This is a genomic window from Mesorhizobium sp. WSM3862, assembly GCF_002294985.1.
In the GTDB taxonomy this organism is placed as follows: domain Bacteria; phylum Pseudomonadota; class Alphaproteobacteria; order Rhizobiales; family Rhizobiaceae; genus Mesorhizobium.
Window position 1 is genome coordinate 246,835 of record NZ_NSGE01000002.1, and the last position, 19,495, is coordinate 266,329.

At 63.2% G+C, this 19,495-nt stretch carries 21 protein-coding genes and 1 tRNA gene; 13 read left to right on the forward strand and 9 right to left on the reverse strand.

The annotated features are described in order from the left end of the window. Nucleotides 1-103: 103 nt before the first annotated feature. From CK224_RS05505 to CK224_RS05520, 4 genes are all read right to left on the reverse strand, one after another. Nucleotides 104-625: a hypothetical protein gene (locus CK224_RS05505; protein WP_095781070.1), complete on the reverse strand. Its 522-nt coding sequence runs from the start codon at nt 623-625 to the stop codon at nt 104-106. A gap of 997 nt (nt 626-1,622) precedes the next feature. After that, nucleotides 1,623-3,278: a chaperonin GroEL gene (gene groL / locus CK224_RS05510; protein ID WP_095781071.1), complete on the reverse strand. Its 1,656-nt coding sequence runs from the start codon at nt 3,276-3,278 to the stop codon at nt 1,623-1,625. A 62-nt stretch (nt 3,279-3,340) separates the two neighbouring features. After that, nucleotides 3,341-3,637, reverse strand: coding sequence for a co-chaperone GroES (gene groES, locus CK224_RS05515; RefSeq protein WP_095781072.1), 297 nt, complete (start codon nt 3,635-3,637; stop codon nt 3,341-3,343). A 520-nt stretch (nt 3,638-4,157) separates the two neighbouring features. Further along, nucleotides 4,158-4,247 (reverse strand) — tRNA-Ser (locus tag CK224_RS05520). A gap of 403 nt (nt 4,248-4,650) precedes the next feature. On the opposite strand from CK224_RS05520, the gene CK224_RS05525 reads away from it, so the two are divergent. From CK224_RS05525 to CK224_RS31870, 5 genes are all read left to right on the forward strand, one after another. Then, nucleotides 4,651-5,352 carry a DUF2569 family protein gene (locus CK224_RS05525; protein WP_095781073.1) on the forward strand — a complete coding sequence of 234 codons (702 nt, stop codon included), beginning with the start codon at nt 4,651-4,653 and terminating at the stop codon, nt 5,350-5,352. Between the two features lie 91 nt (nt 5,353-5,443). Then, the gene (locus CK224_RS05530; protein ID WP_095781074.1) at nt 5,444-5,764 is read left to right on the forward strand and encodes a hypothetical protein; all 321 of its coding nucleotides are present in this window, start codon (nt 5,444-5,446) and stop codon (nt 5,762-5,764) included. 197 nt (nt 5,765-5,961) lie between these two features. Beyond that, the gene (locus CK224_RS05535) at nt 5,962-6,951 is read left to right on the forward strand and encodes a BMP family ABC transporter substrate-binding protein (RefSeq protein ID WP_067002774.1); all 990 of its coding nucleotides are present in this window, start codon (nt 5,962-5,964) and stop codon (nt 6,949-6,951) included. 69 nt (nt 6,952-7,020) lie between these two features. Further along, nucleotides 7,021-7,320, forward strand: a complete 300-nt coding sequence (locus CK224_RS05540) for a hypothetical protein (protein ID WP_245425748.1) — start codon at nt 7,021-7,023, stop codon at nt 7,318-7,320. Next, nucleotides 7,305-7,466, forward strand: a complete 162-nt coding sequence (locus CK224_RS31870) for a hypothetical protein (RefSeq protein WP_245425803.1) — start codon at nt 7,305-7,307, stop codon at nt 7,464-7,466. The genes CK224_RS05540 and CK224_RS31870 overlap by 16 nt, the downstream gene beginning before the upstream one ends. On the opposite strand, the gene CK224_RS05545 is transcribed toward CK224_RS31870, so the two are convergent. Then, nucleotides 7,461-7,868 carry a hypothetical protein gene (locus CK224_RS05545; protein ID WP_095781075.1) on the reverse strand — a complete coding sequence of 136 codons (408 nt, stop codon included), beginning with the start codon at nt 7,866-7,868 and terminating at the stop codon, nt 7,461-7,463. The two genes, CK224_RS31870 and CK224_RS05545, sit on opposite strands and share 6 nt — an antisense overlap. A gap of 38 nt (nt 7,869-7,906) precedes the next feature. After that, the gene (locus tag CK224_RS05550; protein WP_067002641.1) at nt 7,907-8,116 is read right to left on the reverse strand and encodes a SlyX family protein; all 210 of its coding nucleotides are present in this window, start codon (nt 8,114-8,116) and stop codon (nt 7,907-7,909) included. A gap of 162 nt (nt 8,117-8,278) precedes the next feature. On the opposite strand from CK224_RS05550, the gene CK224_RS05555 reads away from it, so the two are divergent. From CK224_RS05555 to deoA, 6 genes are read left to right on the forward strand one after another with little or no spacing between them, the layout of a single operon-like run. Further along, nucleotides 8,279-9,811 (forward strand): ABC transporter ATP-binding protein, encoded by a 1,533-nt coding sequence (locus CK224_RS05555; RefSeq protein WP_095781076.1) that lies wholly within the window; start codon nt 8,279-8,281, stop codon nt 9,809-9,811. Next, entirely contained in the window at nt 9,808-10,947 is a 1,140-nt protein-coding gene (locus CK224_RS05560) for an ABC transporter permease (protein WP_095781077.1), read from the forward strand. Before CK224_RS05555 ends, CK224_RS05560 begins: the two co-directional genes overlap by 4 nt. Nucleotide 10,948: 1 nt before the next feature. After that, complete coding sequence (locus CK224_RS05565) at nt 10,949-11,920, forward strand: ABC transporter permease (RefSeq protein ID WP_095778796.1); 972 nt, start codon at nt 10,949-10,951, stop codon at nt 11,918-11,920. A gap of 58 nt (nt 11,921-11,978) precedes the next feature. After that, nucleotides 11,979-12,371 (forward strand): cytidine deaminase, encoded by a 393-nt coding sequence (cdd, locus tag CK224_RS05570; protein ID WP_067002633.1) that lies wholly within the window; start codon nt 11,979-11,981, stop codon nt 12,369-12,371. Further along, complete coding sequence (locus CK224_RS05575) at nt 12,368-13,174, forward strand: purine-nucleoside phosphorylase (RefSeq protein ID WP_095781078.1); 807 nt, start codon at nt 12,368-12,370, stop codon at nt 13,172-13,174. Before cdd ends, CK224_RS05575 begins: the two co-directional genes overlap by 4 nt. Then, nucleotides 13,174-14,490 carry a thymidine phosphorylase gene (gene deoA, locus CK224_RS05580; RefSeq protein WP_095781079.1) on the forward strand — a complete coding sequence of 439 codons (1,317 nt, stop codon included), beginning with the start codon at nt 13,174-13,176 and terminating at the stop codon, nt 14,488-14,490. Before CK224_RS05575 ends, deoA begins: the two co-directional genes overlap by 1 nt. Before the next feature lie 8 nt (nt 14,491-14,498). On the opposite strand, the gene CK224_RS05585 is transcribed toward deoA, so the two are convergent. The 3 genes from CK224_RS05585 to CK224_RS05595 all read right to left on the reverse strand — a co-directional run bounded on the left by CK224_RS05585 (nt 14,499) and on the right by CK224_RS05595 (nt 16,922). Further along, nucleotides 14,499-15,065: a TIGR02281 family clan AA aspartic protease gene (locus CK224_RS05585; protein WP_067002626.1), complete on the reverse strand. Its 567-nt coding sequence runs from the start codon at nt 15,063-15,065 to the stop codon at nt 14,499-14,501. 105 nt (nt 15,066-15,170) lie between these two features. Next, nucleotides 15,171-15,800 (reverse strand): uracil phosphoribosyltransferase, encoded by a 630-nt coding sequence (gene upp / locus CK224_RS05590; RefSeq protein WP_067002624.1) that lies wholly within the window; start codon nt 15,798-15,800, stop codon nt 15,171-15,173. Between the two features lie 147 nt (nt 15,801-15,947). After that, nucleotides 15,948-16,922, reverse strand: a complete 975-nt coding sequence (locus CK224_RS05595; protein WP_095781080.1) for an adenosine deaminase — start codon at nt 16,920-16,922, stop codon at nt 15,948-15,950. A 171-nt stretch (nt 16,923-17,093) separates the two neighbouring features. Between CK224_RS05595 and ubiE the strand changes: the two genes are divergently transcribed. Continuing rightward, nucleotides 17,094-17,870 (forward strand): bifunctional demethylmenaquinone methyltransferase/2-methoxy-6-polyprenyl-1,4-benzoquinol methylase UbiE, encoded by a 777-nt coding sequence (gene ubiE, locus CK224_RS05600; RefSeq protein ID WP_095781081.1) that lies wholly within the window; start codon nt 17,094-17,096, stop codon nt 17,868-17,870. Between the two features lie 13 nt (nt 17,871-17,883). After that, nucleotides 17,884-19,458: a 2-polyprenylphenol 6-hydroxylase gene (gene ubiB / locus CK224_RS05605; RefSeq protein ID WP_095781082.1), complete on the forward strand. Its 1,575-nt coding sequence runs from the start codon at nt 17,884-17,886 to the stop codon at nt 19,456-19,458. The last annotated feature ends 37 nt before the right edge of the window (nt 19,459-19,495 follow it).

Here is a 19,495-nt window from a genome sequence, read left to right on the forward strand (position 1 = left end):
AAACAAATCGGGCTAGACCAAGTCCCTCTGTTCGCGCTTCTTGCATCACCTATTCCCCCTAGTCGATATTTGCCTCGGGCGACCGAATCCCGGATCTCCCAGATTAGTCGGTAGAATAGCTGAAAGTACCGCAGAGACTTTGGCTATTGATGTCGTGTGGGACTTCTTTCGATCCAAAAACGGCCATTCCAAGCAGCGGAGAGTCTCCAAACGACGATCTTTCGAGAAACACGACGTATTGGGCGAGGTCAGATTTCGGATCGCCGCAAAGCGTGTTGCCGTTTTTGAGAGCACCCGGATCCCGCGACAATTTGAAGACTTCCGCGGTCGATTTCTTATCGTCCGTTTCGTCCCACTGACGCCAAGAAGCGCCCACCGAGGTCAGACCTATCTTTTTGCCGTTTCCGAATGTGATCGCCATCTTGCTGCCCGGGGTGGCGAAATCTGGATTTCCCGAGAGCCGTATCGCGCCGGTGATTGACTTTGCAGTGCGGCTATACGGTTCGAATTTGCGCTTATCTTGCCAGACGTGATGCTCGATAGCTGATTGGGCCAACACTGAACCGCCAACGAGGCAAGCCGCGATTGTAAAGGCAACCGAATGTCTCTGCTGCAAGATCATCATTTCAGATTCGTCTCGAATTCATGCTCGGTCAAAAGATCGCGATCAGTGTGGCCTGCAGCTAGATCCATTTTTTTGCCCACGCTTCCAGTTCGGCCCGAGCCTTTCTGGCCAATCATGCAGAGGTGGCCAGACCTCAATTTTCTTTTGATCCGGTTTCAAGGCCGCATAGATACGATGCTCTTTTGCGGACACGAAAACCATTGCCTCCTGAAGGCCGCACATATGGGGGGTGCAAGCCGTTCCGACATAGTCGTCGCAGACGAATTTGCCGGAACCAGCCCCGTCGAGCGTTTCGCGGTTTGCCTTAAGGTCGGTTCCGAGTAGGTCACTGATAGCGCGGCCACTTCGCCGTAGGAGAAAGTTCCGACGGATGTTTGATGGCGCGTTCACATAGGGTTGCAAAGCCCTTATCCATGTCTGGTCGCATTTCGACGGACGGCCCCTCGGTAAGCCCGGCTGATGGCGTCCACACCCATGCTTTGCCAACCCTTCCGGCGCTTGGGGCAATGGAAAATGTAATCACAGTATCTTCAACCTAACGGGTACCAACGCGCAGTCGCTGCCCTCGATTGGCCCGTCAATGCGAGGGTTCCTGTTGGGAACGATACGACGAAGGGCGATCCTTCGCACGAGGCGCCGCCGGAGAGACTGTTGCCGATCAATGTCGGAATTCTGCCCACCAGCGCAATTTCGTCTATGGTGAGCCTACCGTCTGTAGTGGGTTTCCCGCAGAGATGATCGTCTCCTCGGTCTTCCCGTAAATTTCGACTGAATGACCAAATAGAATGGCGTTGAAATCATCTGCCCGTGAGGCTGAGGAATGACAATTAGGGCGAGAGGGTTTCTCAAGCTACTTCGCATTGGAGGGCGTTAGTCTTTTGGATGTGAAAGTGCCGCCGTATGTAGCCTTTGTGGATGGGCGATCGGGCTTGGCTCCGCGTCAAAGAAAAGGGCGGCATCGCTGCCGCCCCTCGACATTGTTGAGGTGGCGTGGACCTTAGAAATCCATACCCCCCATACCACCCATGCCGCCGCCGGGCATGCCACCAGGCATGCCGCCGCCAGCCGGCTCCTTCTTCGGAGCCTCGGCGATCATGGCTTCGGTGGTGACGAGCAGGCCGGCGACCGAGGCCGCGTCCTGGAGAGCCGTGCGCACGACCTTGACCGGGTCGACGATGCCCATGACGATCATGTCGCCATACTCGCCGGTCTGGGCGTTGTAGCCGAAGGTCGCGCCCTTGTTCTCAAGGATCTTGCCGGCAACGATCGAGGCTTCCGCACCGGCGTTGGCCGCGATCTGACGGGCCGGAGCCTGCAGCGCGCGACGCACGATGGCGATGCCGGCGGTCTGATCGGAGTTGGCGCCGCTGACAGTGATGGCCAGCGAAGCGCGCAGCAGCGCGACGCCGCCGCCGGGAACGATGCCTTCTTCCACGGCCGCGCGGGTCGCGTTGAGGGCGTCGTCGACACGGTCCTTCTTTTCCTTCACTTCCACTTCGGTCGCGCCGCCGACGCGGATCACGGCAACGCCGCCGGCGAGCTTGGCCAGACGCTCCTGCAGCTTCTCCTTGTCGTAGTCCGAGGTGGTTTCGTCGATCTGCTGCTTGATCTGGGCGACGCGGCCCTGGATCTCTTCTTTCTTGCCAGCACCGTCGACGATGGTGGTGTTCTCCTTGGAGATCGACACCTTCTTGGCGCGGCCGAGCATGTTGAGGCCGACATTCTCGAGCTTGATGCCGAGGTCTTCCGAGATGACCTGGCCACCGGTTAGGATGGCGATGTCTTCCAGCATGGCCTTGCGGCGGTCACCGAAGCCCGGAGCCTTGACGGCGGCGATCTTCAGGCCACCGCGCAGCTTGTTGACGACCAGCGTGGCCAGGGCCTCGCCTTCGACGTCTTCCGAGATGATGAGCAGCGGCTTCGAGGTCTGAACGACGGCTTCCAGGACCGGCAGCATGGCCTGCAGGTTGGAGAGCTTCTTCTCGTGCAGCAGGATGTAGGCGTCTTCCAGATCGGCGACCATCTTGTCGGCGTTGGTGACGAAGTAGGGCGACAGGTAGCCGCGGTCGAACTGCATGCCTTCGACGACTTCCAGCTCGGTCTCGGCGGTCTTGGCCTCCTCGACGGTGATGACGCCTTCGTTGCCGACCTTCTGCATCGCTTCCGCGATCATCGAGCCGACCGAAACGTCGCCATTGCCGGCGATGGTGCCGACCTGGGCAACCTCCTCGGAGGTCTTGATCTTCTTGGCGTTCTTGATCAGCGTCGCGACGACCTCGGTGACGGCGAGGTCGATGCCGCGCTTGAGGTCCATCGGGTTCATGCCGGCGGCAACGGCCTTGTTCCCTTCCTGGACGATCGACTGCGCCAGAACGGTCGCGGTTGTCGTGCCGTCGCCGGCGATGTCGTTGGTCTTCGAAGCGACTTCGCGGACCATCTGGGCGCCCATGTTCTCGAACTTGTCCTCGAGCTCGATCTCCTTGGCGACGGTGACGCCGTCCTTGGTGATGCGCGGAGCGCCGAACGACTTGTCGATCACGACGTTCCGGCCCTTGGGACCAAGCGTTACCTTCACCGCGTCGGCGAGGATGTTGACACCGCGCAGCATGCGCTCACGGGCGTCGCGGGAGAATTTTACGTCTTTTGCAGCCATGGTTAGCTCCTGACAGGGGCTCGGGAAGAGCCCGAAAACTCAGTTGATGGAGAGGCCGAAATTCAGCCGATGATGCCCATGATGTCGGATTCCTTCATGATCAGAAGGTCTTCGCCATTGAGCTTGACTTCAGTGCCCGACCACTTGCCGAACAGGATGCGGTCGCCGGCCTTGACGTCCAGGGGCACGAGCTTGCCGCTCTCGTCGCGGGCGCCGGAACCGACGGCGATGATCTCGCCTTCCTGCGGCTTTTCCTTAGCCGTATCGGGGATGATGATCCCGCCCGCGGTCGTGGATTCGGATTCGACTCGACGAACGACCACGCGGTCATGCAGCGGCCGGAAATTCGACTTTGTCATTTTGGATATCCCTGGTGCCGAGGTTGAAAGGTTCTCCGTTGCCGGAGCCGGTTAGCACTCGCCAGCGGGGAGTGCCAACGTGGCGGTGAGATAGGCTGTAGGTTCATCCTGGTCAAGACGGACGAGCGGACAGCCGAAGAGCAAAAGATTTGGAATCGACACGGAAGCCCGGCCTCATTACGGGGCGCATCCCACTGCCTAAGCGGGTTTCGGCCGTCAGCTCGGGGTCGATTTTTGTGTCTTATTTGAAATGTGAAATTATGTGAAATTACGGCCGAGCCGTCGGCCGCATCCACAAATTGGGTCGCAACGAGCGCTCATCGCTTCGGCAGGCACTTGCAGAAGGCGCTCTGAGAGTACTCCCCGTTCTCGATGGGATCCCGTTTTTCGATGGGAATGGCACCCGGCTGTTATGTCTCATGCCGTCGCATGCTGTCTAAATCAATAGCATCCTGCATGAGGGGCTTTTTGGCGGGTAAGTTCTGAAATTCGCTCTAAATCATTGATTTTGTTGAGGAACTGGCGGAGAGAGCGGGATTCGAACCCGCGTTACGGTTTCCCGTAAACACACTTTCCAGGCGTGCGCCTTCAACCACTCGGCCACCTCTCCGTCTTGCATGTCGCGTCGGCCGGTTTCGCCGCGCGGGTTGGGGAGATGCATCTCCCTCGGGAAGGCCTCTCGGCCTAAATTTGGGGTGCCTTCAACCGGCAGGCAACCCTTTCCCGGCACCTCTAGCCGTCTAGGCAAAACAGGCGCGGGGCTCATCTAGTCGATCCTAAAGCGAATGCCAAGTCATTCCGTGGCTTTTGCCGTGGATGGCGCGAAAGCTGCTCCGGTGGCCTGCCATGCAGCCGAATGCTGTGCACAGGCTGGCCGGCGCGGTTTCCCGCGCTTGACTTCGGCCCTGGCCGCCTGTCGACTGTCTCAGGCGTTTGTTTCGTGCACTTCCGGACGGAAAACCACGACGCAGTTCCCGGAACTGCTTGGGCTTTGCGAGGGGCATTGTCCTGACATGGCATCGATCAACCCGCAGCCCGCGACCCGGCCCGACAGCGGGCTCTCCGTCATCCCCGTGGCGTGGCTGATCATCGTCATGGGGTTATCGGCCTATGGCCTGATCTCGAACTGGCGGCTGATCGGAGACTTCAATCTGCCGGAAAGCGTGCTCTTCCTGATCTATGGCGAGCTGACCGGCGGCGTCGTGACCATTCTGTGGGGGCTTTACCTGCTCGGCCTCGCCTTCAACCGGTCGGCGCGTTTCCCGCGTCACTATACGATCTGGCAAGTCGCCATCATCCTTTGGCTCGTCGTGCGTCAGGCCTACACGCTTCTTGTGCCCGGTTTCGACTTCTCGGCCGAAGCGCTGGGCTTCACGGTCGCCGAGATCGCCATCGGCCTGCTCTGCATCTACCTCTTGCGGCGCGGCGGCGGCGCCGACACGGTGTATGCCAATCCCGAGGCCGAACGCCCGCCGCTCCTGGTCTCGCTCGTCGCCGCGTTGCTCGGCATCATTCTTGGCGGCGCCATCGGCGCCTGCATCGGATTTTTCGCGGGGTCGCTAATCGCCGACGCCACCCATATGAGCTGCTTCGAGGGCGCCTGCGGGTTTTTTGCTGTCTTCATCGGCTTGGGCGGCCTGATCATCGGCGCCATCGGCGGCGGGATTTTCGCCATCTGGCGCGTCAACCGGCGCAAACCGGCGCGGAGCACCTAACTCAAAATCACGTGTCGCGATTGCGTGGCGGTTGTGCACGCTCTATGTCGTTTGGCGGGGCAGACGGGAGTTTTCCCGGGGAGTGCGTTGGATGCTGCGTTTCATCTTTCGGCTGGCGGCTATGGTTGCGTTGTCGATTTCTGTCATCATGGCGGTGATCGACACCACGCGCTCCGTCGCGGCGTCGGCGCCGGTCATGACGCCGCTCAACGCAAGCTGGCTGGCGGTATCGCCCGACACGCGCGCCGCGTTCGAGACCTATGTGCGCGCCAAGGCCAGTCCGCTGGTCTGGGACGGGATCATCGCCTGGGTGCTCGGCCAGCCGGGATTCGCCGTGTTCGCGGTATTGGCGTTCCTGCTCTACGCCCTCGGCTACCGCCGGCGGCGCCACGAATTCGCCCCGACCAACTGACGCGGACTCCGCCCGAAACGGTCGGCCTTCACGCTTTTTCCAACAGGTCAAAATTCCACGTGAATTTTGTTTCGGGCCGTGCCAGATTGGCCGCGAGCGGGAGGGGCATACACTTCCTGCCTGACGTCGCATGCCTGCCGGAGGACCGGGCAGGGTTTGCGGTGCAAACGGAAAATAACCGACAGGGTGTGGATCACATGAAACGTATCGTTCTCGGCCTCCTGGCCGCAACCGCAATGGTTCTCCCGGCCTTCGCCGCGGATGTCCAGCCGGCCATCCTCTACGATCTCGGCGGCAAGTTCGACAAATCCTTCAACGAGGCTGCATATAACGGCGCCGAGAAATTCAAGAAGGAAACCGGCGTCGCTTATGTCGAGTTCGAAGTCTCCAACGCTTCGCAGCGCGAGCAGGCGCTGCGCCGCTTCGCCGAGGACGGCCGCAACCCGATCGTGATGGCCGGCTTTGCCTGGGAAGATGCGCTGAAGAAGGTCGCGGCCGAATATACCGACCTCAACTTCGCCATCATCGACGATGCCGTCGACCTGCCCAATGTCCGCTCGCTGGTGTTCAAGGAGAACGAAGGCTCCTACCTCGTCGGCATTCTGGCTGCGATGGCGTCGAAGTCGAAGAAGGTCGGCTTCGTCGGCGGCATGGACATCCCGCTGATCCGCAAGTTTGAATGCGGCTATGTCGGCGGCGCCAAGTCTGCCGGGGCCACCGAGGTCATCCAGAACATGACCGGCGATACCCCGGCCGCCTGGAACGACCCCGCCAAGGGCGGCGAGATCGCCAAGACGCAGATCGATCAGGGCGCGGACGTCGTCTATGCCGCGGCCGGCGGCACCGGCGTCGGCGTGCTGCAGGCGGCCGCGGATGCCGGCAAGCTCGGCATCGGCGTCGATTCCAACCAGAACGGCCTGCAGCCCGGCAAGGTGCTGACCTCGATGATGAAGCGCGTCGACGTTGCCGTCTACAATGCTTTCATGGACGGCAAGAACGGCACCTTCAAGGGCGGCGTCGAAAATCTCGGCCTCAAGGAAGGCGGTGTCGACTACGCCATGGACGACAACAACAAGGCGCTGGTGACGGATGAAATGAAGGCGGCCGTCGAAAAGGCCAAGGCCGACATTATTGCCGGCAAGGTCCAGGTGCACGACTACACCACCGACAACAACTGCCCGTATTGATCGGCAACTGAACGAGGCTTCTTCGACCGCCGGGCTTTCGCCCGGCGGTTTGTTTTTCGGACCAGCATCATGCAACCGATTATCGAAGCCATGACGGAGCGCGATGTCGAGGCGATCGCCAAGCTGCGCCTTGCCGCCTTCTTTGAGGGCACCGGCCGGACGCTCGCAGAGGATATTGCGGGACTTCGCCGGCTGATCGCAGGCGACGGGTTCGAGGCGGCTGTCGTCGCCCGCCTCGGCGGCCCGCCGATCGGAAGCTGCCTCTTCGTCCGCAACGAGATCGACCCGGCGCATGATGGCTCGCCGGGCTTGTTGTTGACAAGGCGTATCGAGGCCAGGGCGTTGGCTCGGCGCTGGTCAGGGCCATAGAAGGCCACGCCGCGTCGGCCGGCGTTAACCGGCTCTATCTCTACACCTGGCAGGCACGATCTTTCTACGAAGCGCTTGGCTGGACTGCCACGGAAGCTTTCGAGCAGGAGGGCGAGCCGATGCTTCTGATGTCGTGCGCCCTATAGCGTGCCGGCGAGATAGCCCAGCGCGAAGGCGGCCGCCAGGGCGAGCGCGATAGCCAGGCCGAGCCGGTCGCCAAGGGAATGCAGGCCGACGCCATAAGGCTTGCGCTCGATCTTGTTGATCACGATCGGCTGCGGCTTCGCATCGCCCTTGTCCAGCCCGGCAAACCGCATTTGCGGCAATTCGCCAAGCCGGCGCTGGATAAGCTGCCAGCGCTCATCCGAAGCCGTGGCCGACGCTCCCTGCGGCTCCAAAGCACGCATGCGCTCGGCAAGCCGCAGCACCGCGTCGCGAAAGGCGGGATCGATCTGTAGGTCGCGCTCGGCGCGAGCGCGCTCCCGTTCGTCCATCAGGCCGAAGACATAGTCGCCGGCCCTTGCGATGCGGTCTCCTTCACCGGCCATGACCGTTCTCCTCGAACTCGCTCGCTCCCCCTGCAGGCTCAGTAGTGCGGCGGCTTGGTCACCGGCACGTCGGGAGCGGCCTGCTCCTCCAGGGCCAAGAATCGGTCGGCAAGGGCGGCCAGCTTGCGTTCCATGCGCTCGATCACCGTCCACTGCTCGGCGATCTGGCCGGACAGTTCCTCGATCGTCTTTTCCTGCTCGGCGGCGCGGATTTCCAGCGTCGTCAGCCGATCGTCAGGCATCGTCATCATCCCGGTCTCTGTGAATGTGAAGCTCCCGGCCACCTTCGAAATTGACAAGCGCGGGGGGATTTGTCGAGAGTGAATGGCGTTTCGGCCAATTGGCACGGGCGGGGCATCATGCTAGGCATTTTGACCAAGCGATAAAAAATAACGAGTGGGACAGGCTGCATGGCGCAAGCCGCAATCGAGCTCATAGGCATCAACAAGAGTTTTGGCGCCGTGCGCGCCAACCGCGACATCAACCTGGAAGTCACGCGCGGCACCATCCATGGCATTGTCGGGGAGAACGGCGCAGGCAAATCGACGCTGATGTCGATCCTCTATGGCTTCTACCAAGCCGACAGCGGCGAAATCCGCGTGGCGGGCAAGCCGGTGTCGATCAACACCCCAAACGACGCGATAGCGCTCGGCATCGGCATGGTGCACCAACATTTCATGCTGGTCGACAATTTCACGGTGCTGGAGAACGTCATCCTCGGCGCCGAGACCGACGCGCTGTTGAAGAGCAGCATCGCCAAGGCGCGCTCCGAACTCGAACGACTGGAGCGCGAATACGGCCTCGAGGTCGATCCCGACGCCATCATCGAGGAATTGCCGGTCGGCCTGCAGCAGCGCGTCGAGATCCTCAAGGCGCTCTATCGCGGCGCCGAGATCCTGATCCTCGACGAGCCGACAGGGGTTTTGACGCCAGCCGAGGCCGACCATCTGTTCCGCATCCTCAAGCAGCTGAAGGAACAGGGAAAAACGGTGGTGCTCATCACCCACAAGCTGCGCGAGATCATGGCCGTTACCGACACGGTCTCGGTGATGCGCCAGGGGACCATGGTGGCGACCAGGGTGACCAGGGAAACGACGGTCGGCGAATTGGCCGAACTGATGGTCGGCCGGCGCGTGCTCTTGCGGGTGGAGAAGGGCCAGTCGGAGACCGGTGCGATAAAACTCTCGGTCAAGAACCTGACGGTCAAGGATTCACGCGGCGTCACCATGGTCGACGACGTCTCCTTCGACGTCCGCGGCGGCGAGATCGTCGGCATCGCCGGCGTGGCCGGCAACGGCCAGTCGGAGCTGCTCGAGGCGATCTCCGGCATCCGGCACGCCGTCTCGGGCGAGGTCATGCTCGAAGGCAAGCCAATCGAGCTGACCGGCAAGGCCGATCCCGGCGAATTGCGCGACCGCGGTCTCGCCCATGTGCCGGAAGACCGCCACCATGTCGGGCTGGTGCTCGCCTTTGAGGAGAACGAGAACTCGATCCTCGGCTATCACGACGACGAGCGCTATCTCAAGGGACCGTTCCTGAACGTCGATGCCATCATGGCCGACGCGAAGGACAAGATCGAGAAATACGACATCCGTCCCGCCAATCCGCGGCTGAAGACCGCAAATTTCTCCGGCGGCAACCAGCAGAAGATCGTGCTGGCCAGGGAGATGGAGCAGGATCCCGGCGTGCTGATCGTCGGCCAGCCGACGCGCGGCGTCGACGTCGGCGCCATCGAATTCATCCACAAGCGGCTGATCGCCATGCGCGATCAGGGCAAGGCGGTGCTGGTCGTGTCGGTCGAGCTCGACGAGATCCGCTCGCTGTCCGACCGCATCCTGGTAATGTTCGCCGGCCGCATCGTCGGCGAACGCGGACCGGAAGCGACGGAAGGCGAGCTTGGCCTCTTGATGGCCGGTGTCGAGCACCAGGAGGCCGCCGAATGAGCACGCCTTACGCCAAGCTGCCGGCCTGGGCCGACTATGGGTTGATTCCGTTGATCAACCTGTCGGTTGCTTTCATCGTCGCGGGCTTCGTCGTCATGCTGGTCGGCGAAAATCCGTTCCGCGCCGCCGTCATCCTGGTCGAAGGCGCTTTCGGCAAGGGCACAGGCATCGCCTTCACCTTGTTCTATGCCACGACCTTCATCTTCACCGGGCTGTCGGTGGCGGTGGCGGCGCATTGCAGCCTGTTCAACATCGGCACCGAAGGCCAGGCCTATATCGGCGGCCTCGGCATCGCGCTCGTCTGCCTGAGCTTCGACAGCGTCCTGCCCTGGTGGCTGATATTTCCGATGGCGATCGTCGCCGCGGCGGCGTTCGGCGCGCTCTGGGGTTTCATCCCGGCCTACCTGCAGGCCAAGCGTGGCTCGCACATCGTCATCACCACCATCATGTTCAACTTCATTGCCGCCTCGGTGATGGTGTATCTACTGGTCGGTCCGCTGAAGCCGGTCGGATCGCAGGCCCCGCAGACACGCAATTTCCTGGCCGGCGCGGAATTGCCGAAGCTCAACTGGATGATCGAATTGTTCGGCGCCAAGATCCGCTCGGCGCCGCTCAACATCTGCTTCCTGCTGGCGCTGGCGATGGCGTTCCTGGTCTGGCTGCTGATCTGGCGCACCAAGCTCGGCTACGAGATGCGCACCTACGGCCATAGTCCGAAAGCGGCGCGCTATGCCGGCATTTCGGAAACCCGCATCATCCTCACCGCGATGATGATCTCGGGCGCGCTGGCTGGCATGATGGCGCTCAACCCCGTGATGGGCGACCAGCACAATGTGGCGATCGATTTCGTCTCGGGCGCCGGCTATGTCGGCATCGCGGTCGCGCTGATGGGCAGGCTGCATCCGGTCGGCATCGTGCTGGCGGCGATCCTGTTCGGCATGCTCTACCAGGGCGGAGCCGAGCTTGCCTTCGAGATGCCGGCGATCAGCCGCGACATGATCGTCATCATTCAAGGGTTGGTCATCCTCTTCGCCGGCGCGCTGGAGCATATGTTCAGGCCCTATATTCAGGCGCTGTTCGCATCGGTCAGCCCCAAATCGGTCGGCATGCAGGCGGTCAAGGGGAAGGGGGCCTGAGATGGACAGTTTCAACGCGATCGTCCAGGTCCTGGATTCCACCATCCGCCTGTCGGTGCCGCTGCTGCTTGCCTGTCTTGCCGGCCTCTATTCAGAGCGGGCCGGCATCTTCGATATCGGTCTCGAAGGCAAGATGCTGGTCGGCGCCTTCGCCGGCGCTGCAGCGGCATCGGTCTTCCATTCGGCCTTTATCGGTCTCGGCACCGCCGTCCTGATCTCGGTCGCCTTCGCCATGGTGCACGGTTTCGCCTCGATCACGCATCGCGGCAACCAGATCGTCTCCGGAGTCGCCATCAACTTCGTCGCCGCCGGCTCGACCATCATCCTCGGCCAGGCCTGGTTCGAGCAGGGCGGCCGCACGCCGGCGCTGCAGCCGGGCGAGCGCTTCGAGGCGATCGTGTGGCCCGGCGCCGAAGCCGTTCGCAACGTGCCGATCCTCGGGCCCGTTTATGCCGAGCTGATCTCCGGCCATTCGATCCTGGTCTACTTCGCCTTCGCGATGGTGCCGTTCACCTGGTGGGTGCTGTTCCGCACCCGCTTCGGTCTCAGAATGCGGGCCGTGGGCGAAAACCCGGCGGCCGTCGACACCGCCGGCATCTCGGTCGCCTGGCTGCGCTACCGGGCGCTGATCTGCACCGGTATCCTTACCGGCGTCGCCGGCGCATATCTCTCCATGGTCCAGAATGGCGGCTTCGTGAAGGACATGACCGCAGGCAAGGGCTATATCGCGCTTGCCGCGCTGATCTTCGCCAAATGGAAGCCGGTCAACGCGATGTTCGCCTGCCTGCTGTTCGGCTTCCTCGACGCGGCATCGATCCGCTTGCAGGGCTCGCCGCTGCCGATCCTCGGCAAAGTGCCGGTGCAGTTCATGCAGGCGCTGCCCTATGTGCTCACCGTCATCCTGCTCGCCGGCTTCATCGGCAAGGCGATCCCGCCGCGCGCCGGCGGCGTGCCCTATGTCAAGGAACGCTGAGGCTCGGGCAGTCTCGGCAACCGGCAATTTGAACAAGATCGTGGGAGAGAAGAAGCAAATGTCGCATGATCTGTTCGAAGCGGCCAGGACGGCGATGGCCAAGGCCTATGCGCCCTATTCCAAGTTTCCCGTAGGCGCCGCGCTGCGCACCGAGGACGGTCGCGTCTTCACCGGCGCCAACATCGAGGTGGCATCCTATCCGGAAGGCTGGTGTGCGGAGACCACCGCGCTCGGCCACTACATCATGGGCGGCGGCGGCAAGATCACCGAGATCGCGGTGATCGCCGAGCGCATGGCCAAATGCTCGCCCTGCGGCGGCTGCCGGCAGCGGCTGGCGGAATTCTGCCGGCCGGAGACGAAGCTCTATCTCTGCGACAATACCGGCGTGGCCGAGACGGTCACGATGGGCGACATGCTGCCTTACGGCTTCAGGGGCGATATCCTGAAATGAAGGAAGCGCTGGATCATCTGGTCGAGAAACTGGACGGGCTGGCCCCGACCGCGGCGCTTGTGCTTGGCTCCGGCCTTGGTGGGCTGGTCGACCAGGTGGAAGGCGCAAGGCGCATCCCCTATGCCGAACTGCCGGGCTTTCCGCGCAGCGGCGTCTCCGGCCACGCCGGCGAGGTGGTGGCAGGGCGTTTCGCCGGCACGCCGGTGCTGATGCTTTCCGGGCGCGCGCACTATTACGAGCACGGCAATGCCGCCGCGATGCGCCCGGCGCTCGAGGTGCTTGCCGGCATCGGCATCTCGCATCTCATCCTCACCAACGCCGCCGGCTCGGTCGATTCCGAGATGGGACCGGGCTCGGTGATGATGATCACCGATCACATCAACTTCTCCGGCTCCAATCCGCTGATCGGCGAGCCGAGCGACCGCCGCTTCGTCGGCCTTACCGAGGCCTATGATGCCGGGTTGCGCAAGGCAATCGAGACGGCGGCCAAGGAGACCGGCACCGCGCTCCACCAGGGCGTCTACATGTGGTTTTCCGGACCATGTTTCGAGACGCCGGCCGAAATCCGCATGGCGCGCGTCATGGGCGCCAACGCGGTCGGCATGTCGACCGTGCCCGAAGTGATCCTGGCCCGCTTCCTCGGCCTCAAGGTCGCCGCCTGCTCGGTGATCACCAACCTTGCGGCAGGCATGACCGGGGCGGAACTCTCGCACCAGGAAACCAAGGACATGGCGCCGGTCGGCGGCGCGCGGCTGGCGACGATCCTGCGGCGCGTCTTCGAGGAAGGTTTGCCGGAAAGCTGATGCTGCCCCAGGAAATCATTCGCCGCAAGCGTGACGGCCACAAGCTCTCGGCGCCCGAGATCGCGGCCTTCATCCAAGGGATCACGGCCGGCACGCTCTCGGAAGGCCAAATCGGCGCCTTCGCCATGGCGGTGTTCCTCAAAGGCATGAGTCGCGAGGAAGCAGTGGCGCTGACGCTCGCGATGCGCGATTCCGGTGACGTGCTCGACTGGTCCGATTTGCCGGGACCGGTCACCGACAAGCATTCGACGGGCGGCGTCGGCGACAATGTCTCGCTGATGCTGGCGCCGATCGTCGCGGCCTGCGGCGCTTATGTGCCGATGATCTCCGGCCGCGGCCTTGGCCATACCGGCGGCACGCTGGACAAGATGGATGCCATTCCCGGTTACGTCAGCCAGCCGGATTTGGCGCGGTTCCGCAGGACGGTGCTCGAGACGGGCTGCGCCATCATCGGCCAGACCGCCGACCTGGCGCCGGCCGATCGCCGGCTCTACGCGATCCGCGACGTGACGGGCACAGTGGAATCGGTGCCGCTGATAACGGCTTCGATCCTGTCGAAGAAGCTTGCCGCCGGTCTCGGCTCGCTTGTGCTCGACGTCAAGGTCGGCAACGGCGCCTTCATGGAGAAGTCGCGCGATGCGGCCGCACTTGCGAACAGCCTGGTCGAGGTCGCCAATGGCGCCGGCCTGAAGGCTTCGGCACTGGTGACCGGCATGAACGAGCCGCTGGCCTCGGCAGCGGGCAATGCGGTCGAGGTGAAGAACGCGGTAGACTTTCTCACCGGCCGCTTCCGCGACCGCCGGCTGGAGGACGTCACGCTGGCGCTTGCCGCCGAGATGCTGCAATCGGCGGGAATTGTCTCGTCCAACCAGGACGGGATCAGGCGCGCGGCCGAGACGCTTGCCGGCGGCCGCGCGGCGGCGGTGTTCGCGCGCATGGTGACGGCGCTCGGCGGTCCCCCCGACTTCGTCGAGAATCCGGAGAAATATCTGCCGAAGGCGGCAGTGGAAATGGCGGTCAAAGCGGCCGAGGACGGCTTCGTCACCGGGATCGCGACGCGCGAAATCGGGCTCGCCGTCGTTGCGCTGGGCGGCGGGCGCGTCCGCCCGGACGACAAGATCGATCATTCCGTCGGCCTCACCCGGCTGCTGCCGGTCGGCGCGGAGGTGCATGCGGGCGAGGCGCTGGCGCTGGTCCATGCGCGGACCGAGGCCGACGCCGAGGCTGCCGCCGTCGCGGTGCGCGCCGCCTATACGGTCGGTCACTCGAAGCCGACCGCAGAAAAGACGGTGCTCAGGCGGATACTGCCTCTATAAAATCGCGCCTATTGAACGAGCAACAGCGCGCCGTCCTGCACTTCGTATTTCTGCAGCCGCTGCAGGAAGCTCATGCCGATCAGGTTGGTTTGCAGCGCTCGATCGTCGAGCACCACCGCCTGGACGTTGTCGAGGGAAATCTTGCCGATCTGCAGACGGTCGACGGTGACCACGGCGGCCTTGATGGCGCCGTTCGCCGTGTTCACCTGTTGATTGAAATCCGACTGGTTGAGCGAGATGCCGATCCGGCGCGCCGTCGATATGTTGATCGCGACGAGCGTCGCGCCGGTGTCGATCATGCCGTCTATCTGACGGCCGTTGAACTTGAAGGCGGAAGTGAAATGGCCGCGCTGGTCGGCATTGACCAGCACCTGGCGGCCGAGCGGCATCGGCGCCGCCGGCCTGGCTGGAACCGAAGCGAGATTGACGTCCGGCTGAGCCTCAGGCGGCGCCGGCTTCGAAGCAACCGCCGATCTCAGCAGGGTTTCGACCATCTGCGGGTTCGACTGATAGACGATCGGAATCGATGCCGAGCTTCCGACAAAGACGCCAAGGAGAAGAAGCTTGCGCAGCATGGATCGACCTTCGTGAAGGTTCGATCCTTAAGCCGACATGGTGTTTTCGGCTTTAACGCGCGCCGGAACCACGGCGTTTCGTAAACGACCGGTTAAGAAAAGATCTCACTTGGTTCCGTACATGCGGTCGCCGGCGTCGCCGAGGCCAGGCATGATGTAACCCTTGTCGTTCAACTGGCGGTCGATCGAAGCGGTGAAGATCGGGACATCCGGATGCGCCTTGGTGAAGCGCTCGATGCCTTCGGGCGCCGCAAGCAGGCAAAGGAAGCGGATGTTGGTGGCGCCGCGCCCCTTCAGCTTGTCGATCGCCGCGATCGCGGAATTGGCGGTCGCAAGCATCGGATCAACCACGATCACCAGACGGTCGGCAAGGTCGCTCGGCGCCTTGAAGAAATATTCGATCGCCTCGAGCGTCTCATGGTCGCGGTAAAGGCCTATATGGGCGACGCGCGCCGCCGGCACCAGATCGAGCAGGCCTTCGAGCAGGCCATTGCCGGCCCGCAGCACGGAGGCGAAAACCAGCTTCTTGCCCTCCAGCGTCGGCGCTTCCATCTCCTCGATCGGGGTCTCGATCGTGGTGGTCGTCAGTTCGAGGTTGCGGGTCACCTCGTAGCCGAGAAGCAGGGAGATTTCGCGCAGCAGCCGCCGGAAGCCTGCCGTCGAGGTCTCCTTCTTGCGCATGATGGTCAGCTTGTGCTGGACAAGGGGGTGGTCGACGACGGTGACGCCCTGCATGGTCTTCTCCAGTGAATGGTGAGTAGTGAATAGTGAATAGTGAGCCGGTTTGCGAGTCCTGATGGGCCGATGATTGGTTGACACGCTGAAGCCGCCGGCAAACGTTCACCATTCACCATTCACCATTCACCATTCACCATTCACCATTCACCGGCCTTTGGGGTCGAGCCGGCTCATCAGCATCGCCTTGGTCTTCCGGTCGACGAAGGCCGCCTCGATGGCCGTCCTGGTGACGGCGGTAAGCGCCTTGTCGTCCATCGCGAAATGCTCGGCGGCGATATCGTATTCGCGCTTCAGCGAGGTCCAGAAATAGGGCGGGTCGTCGGAATTGAGCGTCACCCTGCAGCCGGCCGCGCGCAACGCCGGAAAAGGATGCGTGGCGAAACTATCGAACACCTTGAGCGCGATGTTGGAGCCGGGGCAGCATTCCAGCACCACGCCCTCGGCGGCGATGCGGCGAACAAGGTCCGGGTTCTCGATGGCGCGCACGCCATGGCCGATCCGCGACGGGCGGATATGGTTGAGCGCTGCCGCCACACTTTCCCAGCCCATCAATTCTCCGGCGTGGATGGTGATGCCGAGGCCGGCCTCGCGCGCGATCTCGAAAGCCCGCACATAGTCCTCGAAATCGCCGATGCGCTCGTCGCCGGCGACGCCGAAGCCGGTGACCAGCGGATGGCCGCAGCGCGCCGCAAAGCGCGCCGCCTGCTCGATCGCCTCGACGCCGACGTGGCGTACGCCGGTGACGATCATGCGCCCCTCGATGCCGGTCCTCGCCTTGGCGCGGGCCATGCCTTCGCCCAGCGCGTCCGTATAGGCCTTGGGCGAAAGCCCGGCCTTTTTCGCGTGATCCGGCGAGGTGAAGACCTCGGAATAGATGGCGCCGTCGCGGGCGAGGCTGGTGAGATAATGATCGGTTAGACGGGCATAATCCTCCTCGGTGCGGAACAGGTCGGAAGCAAAATCATAGGCGGCGAGGAAAGACGTGAAATCGTGCCAGACGAAGGAGCCGTTCTGGATGTAGGGCGAAGGGTCCTTGCCGTATTTGCGGGCCTGGCTGACGACGAGGTCGGGCGCCGCTGCCCCTTCGATGTGGCAGTGCAATTCGGCTTTCAAGATCATGCGGCCATCCCGTGCGGTATTCTTCTGTCGTCGCGCCGATTCCGGGTGGAAAATCGTGGCAAACTCTTCCCCGACCCGTTCTGAAAGCGCGGCCGAAAACCGCGCCTTGGACAATAGCGCCCGCCCCATCGATCGGCTATGGTCCCGCCGGTTTTATGGCGGATCGAAATAATGTCAGTTGAGAGAACCACGGCCGCGGGCGGCATGGAAACCTCCTATGGTTTCAGGAAGGTTGGCGCGGGCGACAAGCAGTCGCTCGTCAATGACGTCTTTCACAAGGTGGCCAATCGATACGACCTGATGAACGATCTGATGTCGGGTGGGTTGCACCGGCTGTGGAAGGACGCGATGGTCGCGTGGCTCAACCCCCCGAAGCGGCCGGGCTGGAAGGTGCTCGACGTCGCCGGCGGCACCGGCGACATCGCCTTTCGCATCATCGAGGCAAGCCAGCGCCATGCGCATGCCACGGTGCTCGACATCAACGGCTCAATGCTCGACGTCGGCCGCGACAGGGCCGAAAAGAAAGGCCTCTCGGAAAAGACCGATTTCGTCGAGGCCAATGCCGAAGCGCTGCCGTTCGAGGACGGCACGTTCGATGCGTATACGATCGCGTTCGGCATCCGCAACGTGCCGCGCATCGATGTGGCGCTGAGCGAAGCTTTTCGTGTGCTGAAGCGCGGCGGGCGCTTCCTATGCCTGGAGTTTTCCGAGGTCGACATGCCGCTGCTCGACAAGGCCTACGAGGCTTGGTCGTTCAACGCCATCCCCAAAATCGGCAGGGCGGTGACCGGCGACGGCGAGCCCTATTCCTATCTGGTCGAATCGATCCGCAAGTTCCCCAACCAGCAGAACTTCGCCGCGATGATTGGTCGGGCCGGCTTCGATCGGGTCACTTTCCGCAACTATTCGGGGGGCATCGCGGCGCTCCATTCGGGCTGGAAGCTTTGAGGCAGGGCGTCCGATGACCAGCGTTGGCGCCGGCTTCCGGCTCGCCAGGGCCGGCTGGGTGCTGGTCCGCGAGGGCGTCGTCGCGGCGCTGCCCGGCGAAGAGCTTTCCGGTATGCCGAAGCTCGGCTGGCGGCTGGCGCGCGTGCTCACTCGCCGCCGCGCCCGAAGCCATCTGCGCGGCGACCGGCTGGCGCAGGCGGTGGTGCGGCTGGGGCCATCCTATGTGAAGCTCGGCCAGTTCCTCGCCACGCGGCCCGACGTCGTCGGCAACGACATGGCGGTCGACCTTGCGCTGCTGCAGGACAAGATGCACACCTTTCCGAGGGCGGAAGCGGTCGCGGCGATCGAAGCCTCGCTCGGGCGCAGGATCGAGGATCTCTACGCAACGTTCGGCGAGCCGGTCGCGGCGGCATCGATCGCACAGGTGCACGGCGCCGAAGTCGTTCGCGACGGAAAGGCTTCACGGGTCGCGGTGAAGGTCATCCGCCCCGGCGTGCGCCATCGCTTCTTCCAGGATCTCGAGAGCTACTTCCTCGCCGCCCGCCTGCAGGAGAAGTACATCCCCTCATCGCGCCGCCTGCGGCCGATCGAGGTGACCCAGACGCTGGCGCAGACCACCAAGGTCGAGATGGACATGCGGCTCGAAGCCGCCGCGTTTTCCGAGCTCGCTGAGAACACCAAGGACGATCCGGGCTTCCGCGTGCCGGCGGTCGATTGGGAGCGGACCGGCCGCGACGTGATCACCATGGAGTGGATCGACGGCGTCAAGATGAACGATCTGACCGGGCTTGCCGCCGCCGGTCACGACCTCAAGGCGATCGCAGCCAATCTCGTCCAGTCCTTCCTCAGGCACACGCTGCGCGACGGCTTCTTCCATGCCGACATGCACCCGGGCAACCTGTTCGTCGAACCGGACGGCACCATCGTTGCCGTCGATCTCGGCATCGCCGGCAGACTCGGCAAGAAGGAGCGGCGTTTTCTGGCCGAGATCCTCTACGGCTTCATCGTGCGCGACTACCGGCGCGTCGCCGAGGTGCATTTCGAGGCCGGCTATGTGCCGCGTCAGCACAATGTCTCGGCCTTCGCGCAGGCGATCCGCGCCATCGGCGAGCCGATCCACGGCCAGTCGGCCGACACGATCTCGATGGCCAAGCTTCTGACGCTGCTGTTCGAGGTCACCGACCTCTTCGACATGGCGACGCGGACCGAGCTGGTGCTTTTGCAAAAGACCATGGTGGTGGTCGAAGGCGTGGCCCGCACGCTCGATCCGGCGTTCAACATGTGGAAGACTTCGGAGCCGGTGGTCAGCGACTGGATCGCGGGCAATCTCGGCCCGCGCGGCGTGCTCTCGGACGCGCGGGACGCCGGCAAGGCTTTGATCTCGCTGGCGAGGCAGGCGCCGGACATTGCGGTTCGCACCGAGCGGCTGTCGCGTGAAATCGACCTGATGGCCGAGCACGGCTTGCGCTTCGACGAGGCGACCGCGCGCGCGATCGGCAAGGCGGAGGCGCGCCACACCCGCTCCGGCCGCGTGGCGCTGTGGACTATTGCGCTGACGCTGATTTACATCGCGTGGCGGATTTTCTGACCGCCCGCCGCCTTGCTGCGGTTTGATTGCATTGCTA